Source organism: Microbacterium sp. (assembly GCF_041909575.1).
GTDB lineage: Bacteria > Actinomycetota > Actinomycetes > Actinomycetales > Microbacteriaceae > Microbacterium.
This window is the reverse complement of record NZ_JAYRDE010000143.1, coordinates 1-6,519: the sequence shown is the minus strand read 5'-3', so window position 1 is coordinate 6,519 and position 6,519 is coordinate 1. Positions and strand designations below refer to the sequence as shown.

Annotated in this window: 8 protein-coding genes; all 8 read right to left on the bottom strand. The window is 71.7% G+C overall.

The annotated features are described in order from the left end of the window. Positions 1 to 585, bottom strand: a 585-nt coding sequence (kdpC, locus tag ACE3O1_RS14365) for a potassium-transporting ATPase subunit KdpC (protein WP_374316198.1), incomplete at its 3' end; no start/stop codon positions are given. An 18-nt stretch (positions 586 to 603) separates the two neighbouring features. Further along, on the bottom strand, positions 604 to 2,775 hold the full coding sequence (gene kdpB, locus ACE3O1_RS14360; protein WP_374316196.1) for a potassium-transporting ATPase subunit KdpB: 2,172 nt from the start codon (positions 2,773 to 2,775) through the stop codon (positions 604 to 606). A gap of 1 nt (position 2,776) precedes the next feature. Further along, on the bottom strand, positions 2,777 to 4,459 hold the full coding sequence (gene kdpA, locus ACE3O1_RS14355; RefSeq protein WP_374316194.1) for a potassium-transporting ATPase subunit KdpA: 1,683 nt from the start codon (positions 4,457 to 4,459) through the stop codon (positions 2,777 to 2,779). Then, entirely contained in the window at positions 4,459 to 4,548 is a 90-nt protein-coding gene (locus ACE3O1_RS14350) for a potassium-transporting ATPase subunit F (protein ID WP_374316192.1), read from the bottom strand. Before ACE3O1_RS14350 ends, kdpA begins: the two co-directional genes overlap by 1 nt. After that, positions 4,545 to 4,673, bottom strand: a complete 129-nt coding sequence (locus tag ACE3O1_RS14345) for a hypothetical protein (protein ID WP_374316190.1) — start codon at positions 4,671 to 4,673, stop codon at positions 4,545 to 4,547. The genes ACE3O1_RS14350 and ACE3O1_RS14345 overlap by 4 nt, the downstream gene beginning before the upstream one ends. A gap of 165 nt (positions 4,674 to 4,838) precedes the next feature. Then, entirely contained in the window at positions 4,839 to 5,024 is a 186-nt protein-coding gene (locus ACE3O1_RS14340; RefSeq protein ID WP_374316188.1) for a hypothetical protein, read from the bottom strand. A gap of 77 nt (positions 5,025 to 5,101) precedes the next feature. Continuing rightward, positions 5,102 to 5,545, bottom strand: a complete 444-nt coding sequence (gene sufU, locus ACE3O1_RS14335; RefSeq protein ID WP_374316186.1) for a Fe-S cluster assembly sulfur transfer protein SufU — start codon at positions 5,543 to 5,545, stop codon at positions 5,102 to 5,104. Then, positions 5,542 to 6,519: aminotransferase class V-fold PLP-dependent enzyme (locus tag ACE3O1_RS14330; protein WP_374316184.1), on the bottom strand; the 978-nt coding region annotated here is incomplete at its 5' end. The genes ACE3O1_RS14330 and sufU, both read right to left, overlap by 4 nt.

The window sequence follows — 6,519 nt, the reverse complement described above, 5'->3', positions numbered from 1 at the left end:
GAGCGTCAGCACGTTCACGCGCGGCTCGCCGAGGAACCCGAGGTCGCGTCCCTCGGTGTGCTGCGCGACGAGGGCGCCCACCTCGGCCTCCGTGAGCCCGCGCTCGGCCGCGATGCGCGGGATCTGCAGCGCCGCGTAGGCGGGGCTGATGTGCGGGTCGAGACCGGAGCCCGACGCCGTGACGGCGTCCGCGGGGATGGTGCCGACGGGCACGCCGTCGGCCTCGGCGATCGCGGCCTGACGGTCCTCGATCGCGGCGATGAGGTCGGTGTTCTCGGGGCCCAGGTTGGAACCGCTCGACGCGCCGCCGTCGTACCCGTCTCCCGCCGCGGACGGGCGGGACTGGAAGTAACCGGGGAGCGCCGCGCCCGAGGCATCCGTGAAGCTCTGCCCGAGGAGGGCGGAGCCGACCGTCTCGCCGCCGGCATCCTGCACGAGCGAGCCGTTCGACTGCCAGGGCAGGGCGAGCTGCCCGATCCCCGTGATGAGGAGCGTGTAGCCGACGCCGAGGACGAGGGTGAAGACGAGCATCGCGCGGAGGGCGACGCCGGTGGTGCGCACGGTGGCGCGGGTGTCGGTGGACATTCCGAATGTCTCCTTGGGTCAGAAGCCGGGGATGAGGCTCACGACGAGGTCGATGAGCTTGATGCCGATGAACGGGGCGATGATGCCGCCGAGTCCGTAGATCAGCAGGTTGCGGCTGAGGGTCGCCGAGGCGCTGCGCGCACGGTAGGTCACGCCCCGCAGGGCGAGGGGGATGAGGAACACGATGACGACGGCGTTGAAGATGATGGCGCTCATCACCGCAGAGGCCGGCGAGCTGAGCTGCATCACGTTGAGCGCCGCCAGCCCGGGGAAGATCCCCATGAACATCGCCGGAATGATCGCGAAGTACTTCGCGATGTCGTTGGCCAGCGAGAACGTGGTGAGGGCGCCGCGCGTGATCAGCAGCTGCTTGCCGATGCGCACGATGTCGATCAGCTTGGTGGGGTCGCTGTCGAGGTCGACCATGTTGCCGGCCTCCTTCGCGGCCGAGGTGCCGGTGTTCATCGCGACGCCGACGTCGGCCTGCGCGAGCGCGGGCGCGTCATTGGTGCCGTCGCCCGTCATCGCGACGAGGTTGCCGCCCTCCTGCTCGCGGCGGATGAGCGCGAGCTTGTCCTCGGGGGTCGCCTCGGCGAGGTAGTCGTCGACGCCGGCCTCCTTCGCGATCGCGGCGGCCGTGAGCGGGTTGTCGCCCGTGATCATGACCGTGCGGATGCCCATCGCCCGCAGTTCGTCGAAGCGGTCCCGCAGCCCGTCCTTCACGATGTCCTTGAGGTGGACCACGCCGAGGATCGTGGCGGTGTCTCCCGACAGGGTCGCTACGGCCAGGGGCGTCCCTCCCGACTGGGCGATCTCGTCGGCCTCGGCCGTGAGATCGGTGCGGATGCGGTCCGGGACATCGGCTCCGGATGCCTCGAGCCAGGCCAGCACGGCGGTCGCGGCGCCCTTTCGCACCTGCGTGCCGTCGGCGAGGTCGATTCCGCTCATGCGGGTCTGGGCGGTGAAGGCGACGGCGGTCGATGCCGCAGGGGCGGAGACGCGGATGCCGCGCACGGCCGCCAGCTCGACGACGGAGACGCCCTCCGGCGTGGGGTCGGCCAGCGACGACAGCGCGGCGGCGCGCGCGAGCTCGGCGGGGTCGACGCCGGGCAGGTTCACGAAGTCGGAGGCGCGGCGGTTGCCGTACGTGATGGTGCCCGTCTTGTCGAGGAGCAGCGTCGTCACGTCGCCGGCCGCCTCGACGGCGCGGCCCGACATCGCCAGCACGTTGCGCTGCACGAGCCGGTCCATCCCCGCGATGCCGATCGCCGAGAGGAGGGCGCCGATCGTCGTCGGGATGAGGCACACCAGCAGCGCGACGAGCACGACGATGCTGACCGGGGATGCGGCATACGACGCGATGGGGTTGAGCGTGAGCACGACGATCACGAACACGATCGACAGACTCGCGAGCAGGATGCCGAGCGCGATCTCGTTGGGCGTCTTCTGCCGGCTCGCGCCCTCCACCAGCCGGATCATGCGGTCGACGAACGTCTCGCCGGGCTTCGACGTGATGCGCACGACGATGCGGTCCGACAGCACCCGGGTGCCCCCGGTGACCGCCGACCGGTCGCCGCCGGACTCGCGCACGACCGGTGCCGACTCGCCCGTGATCGCCGACTCGTCGACGGTCGCGATCCCGGCGATGATGTCGCCGTCGCCGGGGATGAGCTCGCCGGCCTCCACGATGACGACGTCCCCGAGACCCAGCTCGGACGACGCGACCTCGACGGACTCCGCCCGCAGGGCCGCGGCATCCGCACCGGCGTCGTAGCGGACCACCCGGCGGGCGGAGGTGCTCGTGCGCGTCTTGCGCAGCGTCGCGGCCTGGGCCTTGCCGCGCCCTTCGGCGACGGACTCGGCGAGGTTGGCGAACAGCACGGTGAGCCACAGCCACGCGGCGATGCCCCACGTGAAGCCCGGCGGGACGTCCGTGCCGCCGGAGGCCTCGGGCCCGCCGAGGAACGGCTCGGCGACCGCGATGACGGTGGTGAGCGCGGCCCCGACCCAAACGAGGAACATGACGGGGTTGCGCCACAGCGCCGCCGGGCCGAGCTTGCGCAGAGCGCCCGGCAGTGCCTGCACGAGCTGCGCGCCGCTGATGGCGCGCGATGGGGGGCGCGAGGTGGACGGGGGCACCGACCCGGCGACCGGTGTCGATGACGTGGACGTGGACAGGGACAGAGGCATGTCAGACGAGCCCTTCCGCCAGGGGACCCAGCGTGAGAACGGGGAAATAGGTGAGTGCGGTGATGACGACGGCCACGACCGTCAGGAGGCCGACGAACTGCGGCCGGTAGGTCGGCAGCGTGCCGGCGGTGGCCGGCACCGGGCGCTGCGTCGCGAGCGATCCGGCGAGGGCCAGCACGAGCACGATCGGGATGAACCGGCCCAGCAGCATGGCGACGCCCAGCGCGGTGTTGAACCACGGTGTGTTCGCGGTCAGGCCGGCGAACGCCGAGCCGTTGTTGTTCGCCGCCGACGTGAAGGCGTAGAGCACCTCCCCGAGGCCGTGCACGCCCGGGTTCCAGATCGAGGTCGCCTCGACGTCGCCGCGGATGGCCGGGATGCCGAAGCTCAGCGCGGTCCCGGCGAGCACGAGCGCCGGCGTCACGAGGATGTAGAGGCTCGCGAGCTTGATCTGCGTCGGTCCGATCTTCTTGCCGAGGTACTCGGGCGTGCGGCCCACCAGGAGGCCGCCCACGAAGACCGCGATCACGGCGAGCACGAGCATGCCGTAGAGCCCCGACCCCACGCCGCCGGGAGCGATCTCGCCGAGCATCATGTTGATCATCGGGATCATGCCCCCGAGCGCCGTGTAGGAGTCGTGCATCGAGTTGACGGCGCCCGTGCTGGTGAGCGTGGTCGCCCCGGCGAAGAGAGTGGAGCCCCAGATGCCGAACCGCACCTCCTTGCCCTCCATCGCCGAACCCGCGAGCTGGGGCGCCGTCCCGAGTCCGAGCGACTCCAGCCACGTCACGGCCGCGATCGATACCACCGCGATGGACGCCATCACGGCGAGGATCGCGTAGCCCTGGCGGTCGTCGCCGACCATGCGGCCGAACGCGCGGGGCATGGCGACGGGGATGGCCAGCAGCAGCAGGATCTCGAGCACGCTCGACCACGGCGTGGGGTTCTCGAAGGGGTGCGCCGAGTTGGCGTTGAAGAACCCGCCGCCGTTGGTGCCGAGAAGCTTGATCGCCTCCTGGGAGGCGACGGGCCCGCCGGGGATGGACTGCGTGGCGCCGCCGATCGTGGCGACCTCTGTGAAGCCGGTGAAGTTCTGCACCACGCCGGCCACGACGAGCGCGACCGCCGCGACGATCGACAGCGGGAGCAGCAGTCGTGTGATGCCGCGTGTGAGGTCCACCCAGAAGTTGCCGATCGTGCCGGAGCCGCGACGGGAGAATCCGCGCACGAGGGCGACGGCCACGGCGATGCCGACCGCGGCCGAGACGAAGTTCTGCACCGCGAGGCCTGCCAGCTGCACGGTGTAGCCCATCGTGAGCTCGGGCGAGTACGACTGCCAGTTCGTGTTCGTGACGAACGAGACGGCCGTGTTGAAGGCGAGGCCTTCGGGCACGGCAGGCAGGCCCAGCGAGGCGGGCAGCACGGCCTGGAAGCGCTGGAGCGCGTAGACGAACAGCACGCCCACCGCCGAGAAGGCCAGCACGGCGCGCGTGTACGACTGCCAGGTCTGCTCAGACCGCGCGTCCACCCCGACGAGGCGATAGAGACCGCGCTCGGGGCGCCAGTCCTTCTCCGCGGTGTACGTGCGCGCGATCCAGTCGCCCAGAGGCCGGTAGAGGAGCGCGAGCACCAGCAGTACGGTCGCGAGCTGCAGGATGCCGGTCCACACCGTCGCCGCGGCCATCAGAACCGCTCCGGGTCGACGAGGGCGATGACGAGGTAGACGATCGCCGCGAGACCGAGGGCGGCCCCGAGGAGCGAGAGGACGATCACGGCCGCTCCTCCCCTCGCGGGGCGGGAGCGCCGGTGCGGGCGACCAGCCTCTCGGCTCCCTTCGCGATCAGCCCGACCAGCGCGAAGAGCGCGAGCGTCGTGACGAGGTAGATGACATCGAGCACAGGGACTCCAGGGGATCCGGATCCGCACCCCGCGGGGCACGGGCGGCCGCCGGATCGACGACCGCAGCTCCCGATGCAACACCGCTCGTGCACGCCGCCGTCACGCCCTCACGGGATCCATGCGCCCAGAGCGGCCGCCCTCACGCCACCTCTACGCCGCTGGCGTCAGAGGGCCTCGGCGAGCCCCCCGCCGAAGACGAGCACCGCGGCGCCGACCACGATCGCCGCGGCCACGCCGAGGATCACCACGACGAGCGCGTTCCCCGCGATTGCCAGCAGGGCCGCGCCCACAGCGGACGCACGCTGCGCCCGCCGGTCCGGGAGGGTGGTGGTCGCCGTCGTGTGCATCATGCTTCGACGCTACGAAGATGGTCGGGACGAGGCATCCGCCCAGAGGCCCATCCGTGTACGACCGGAGGATGATCCGCTCAGGCGCGGGCGAGGTCGTCTTCGAGGGCCACCCAGGCGAGCATCGCGCACTTGACCCGTGCGACGTACTTCGAGACGCCCGACAGTGCGGCGGCGTCGAGGTAGACGTCCTCGTCGAGCTCCACGGTTCCGCGGGAGCGCAGCGCCGTGCGGAACCCGTCGATGAGAGCGGATGCCTCGGCCCGCGGCATCCCCTCCACCAGCTCGGTCAGCATCGAGGCCGACGCCTGCGAGATCGAGCAGCCGTTGCCCTCCCACGTGACGTCGCGCACGGTCTCGCCGTCGTCATCGAGCCGCAGCCGGAGGGTGATCTCGTCGCCGCACAGCGGGTTGTGCTGGTGCGAGGTCGCCGTGCGGCCCTCCTCACCGGCCAGCCCGAAGCCGACGCGGCGCTTGGAGTGGTCGAGGATGAGCTCTTGGTAGAGCGACTCCAGCCCGCTCATGATCCCGCTCCGAAGAAGGAGCGCACGCCCGAGACGGCGTCGAGGAACACGTCCACCTCGTCCGGCGTGTTGTAGAGCGCCGCCGAGGCGCGCACCGACGCGGTGAGACCGAAGCGACGGTGGAGGGGCTGGGCGCAGTGGTGGCCGACGCGCACCGCGATGCCGCGGGAGTCCAGGAACTGGCCGACGTCGTGCGCGTGCACGCCGTCGACGTCGAACGCCCACAGCCCGACGCGCTCGGCCCCCTCGGCGTCGCCGAGCAGCCGGATCCCGGGAATCGTGCGCAGGCCCGCGCCCATCCGGGCCTCGAGCCCCCGCTCGTGCGCGTGCACCGCGGCCATGTCGACCCCGCCGAGGTAACGCACGGCCGCGGCCAGGCCGATCGCCTGGGACACCGGCTGGGTGCCCGCTTCGAACCGCTGCGGCGGCGGGAGGTAGGACGCCTCGTCGAGGGTGACGGTCGTGATCATCGAGCCGCCGGTCAGGAACGGGGGCAGCGCCTCGAGCACCTCCGCGCGGCCGTAGAGCCCGCCGATCGCATAGGGACCGAGCATCTTGTGGCCGGAGAACACCGCGAGGTCGACGCCGAGCGCCGGCAGGTCCAGCGGCAGGTGCGGGGCGGACTGGCACGCGTCGAGAACCGTGAGGGCGTCGGCCTCACGCGCGAGCGCGACGAGCTGCTCCACCGGGTTGACGATGCCCAGCACGTTCGACACGTGCGGGAACGCGACCACGCGGGTGCGGCGCGAGATGACGGATGCCGCGGCATCCAGGTCGACCGTGCCGTCCTCGCGCACGGGGATGTGGCGCAGCACCGCGCCGGTGCGCGCGGCGAGCTCCTGCCAGGGGATGAGGTTCGCGTGATGCTCGCTCTCGGTGACGACGATCTCGTCGCCAGGGTGCAGCGCGAACCGCCGGCTCGCCGGGGCGCCCCGGCCGATCGTCGCGTTGCCGATCGCATCCGCGACGAGGTT

Coding starts and splice junctions, on each gene's coding strand:
- kdpA (WP_374316194.1), bottom strand. CDS start 4,459: ATGGCCGCGGCGACGGTGTGGACCGGCATCCTGCAGCTCGCGACCGTA.
- kdpB (WP_374316196.1), bottom strand. CDS start 2,775: ATGCCTCTGTCCCTGTCCACGTCCACGTCATCGACACCGGTCGCCGGG.
- ACE3O1_RS14340 (WP_374316188.1), bottom strand. CDS start 5,024: ATGATGCACACGACGGCGACCACCACCCTCCCGGACCGGCGGGCGCAG.
- sufU (WP_374316186.1), bottom strand. CDS start 5,545: ATGAGCGGGCTGGAGTCGCTCTACCAAGAGCTCATCCTCGACCACTCC.